The 1,670-nt window shown below is 70.5% G+C and carries 1 protein-coding gene; it reads right to left on the reverse strand.

What is annotated here, in order from left to right:
- Positions 1-212 precede the first annotated feature (212 nt).
- Positions 213-1,277: an integrase core domain-containing protein gene (locus ACXJKL_RS20575; RefSeq protein WP_457208854.1), complete on the reverse strand. Its 1,065-nt coding sequence runs from the start codon at positions 1,275-1,277 to the stop codon at positions 213-215.
- Positions 1,278-1,670 lie beyond the last annotated feature (393 nt).

The raw sequence follows: 1,670 nt of genomic DNA on the forward strand, positions 1-1,670 counted from the left end.
CGGTCGCGCCCCCGGCTGTCGCGCGCCGCCAGTACCCGGCAAGGGTCCGGCTCGCCCGGCGCAGCTGGCGGCGGCCGGCACCCCGGTCGCGCCCCCGGCTGTCGCGCGCCGCCAGTACCCGGCAAGGGTCCGGCTCGCCCTGCGCGACTGGCGGCAGCCGACACCTCGGTCGCGCTGTCATGTCTCGGGTTCGTCCGGACAGAACTGTTGTCTCAGGTCAGTGTGGACGCTTCGGGTGGTGGGCGTCGACGGCCGCGGGGTCGTCCGTTGCTGTAGTAGGTCTTGCCGGGCTCCAGGACGAGGGATCGGATGTGGAGTCCGTCGGGGCCGAAGATGTTGAGGCTCGAGTCGCTGGTGATCACGGTGACGTGGGTGCCGGCGTGCTCGGCGCCGAGCTGGATTGCGATGTCCTTGACCGAGATCTTGCCGTTGCGAGCCACGCGGCGAGTCTCGGCCCGTACGGGTCGCGCGGGTTTCACCGCATCGGGCGGGTCGGGGGCGATGGCGAGGGGGTCGTGGGTCAGGACGTGGGCTGGGGTGCGCATCCGCAGGGATTGGTGAGGTCGTCGGTGGTTGTAGTGGTCGTCGAACTCGTCGATGAGGCATTGCAGGTCCGTGAGGGTCGCGGCCGGGGGTCTGGCTCGTAGCCAGCGCTGCAGGGTCTGGTGGACGCGTTCGTCCTTGCCTTGGGTCTGGGGATGGCGGGGTCGCCCGGTGATGGGTCGACAGCCGAGGCTGGCGAGCAAGGCGACCAGCTGGGTCTGGCGCCCGAGTCGATCGCGGTTGAACGCGGTGCCGTTGTCGCTGAGCAACAGGCAGGGGACCTGAAACCGTTCGATCCCGGTCCTGACCACGCTGAGCGCGTCGATCGAGCGTTCCCCGGGCGCGACGTGGCTGGCGATCATGTACCGGGAGTGGTCGTCGAGGAGCTGGAAGATCACGCATCTGGACCCGTCGGCCAGGGTCCACTCCCAGGCGTCGAGCTGCCAGCATTCGTGGACGCGGGCGAACTCGAAGCGTCGATACGACGACCGGGGCCGCTTCTGGGGTTGGGGAACGACCATCCCGTGGCGGGTGAAGGCTCGTGCCAGGGTCGAGGCGGCCGGCGCGGCCATCCCGAGTTCTTGGAGACGGTGACGTACCGACAGTGGCCCGTGGTCCCACCCGGCATCGGCGAGCTCCTTGCGGATCCGCACGGCCAGTTCCTCCACCTCGGCGGCGATCGCCTGCGGGTGCGGTGCCGCGGAGGACCGGGGGCGGGGTTGCATCGCGGACATCGCGTTCTCGGATCTGGCCCGGGCGCGGATTTCGTAGAACCACGCTCGAGAAACACCGTGCTCCTCGACGAAGCGAGTCACTGCCCCGCGGGGAGCGTCGTCGGGCCACGCGACGACCATGGCGCGCACGTCCATCGGAACCACCCTGTCTGCCATGGACGCAGCGTGCGCACACGGCGGTCAAAGTGTCCGGACGAACCCGAGACAGAACTGTCCAGACCGACACAAGTCAGGACAACACCTCGGTCGCGCTCGCGGCTGTCGCGCGCCGCCAGTGCCCGGCAAGGGTCCGGCTCGCCCGGCGCAGCTCMCCCGGCGCGACTGGYGGCGGCCGACACCTCGGTCGCGCTCGCGGCTGTCGCGCGCCGCCAGTGCCCGGCAAGGGTCCGGCTC

This window comes from Nocardioides sp. P5_C9_2 (genome assembly GCF_054049555.1).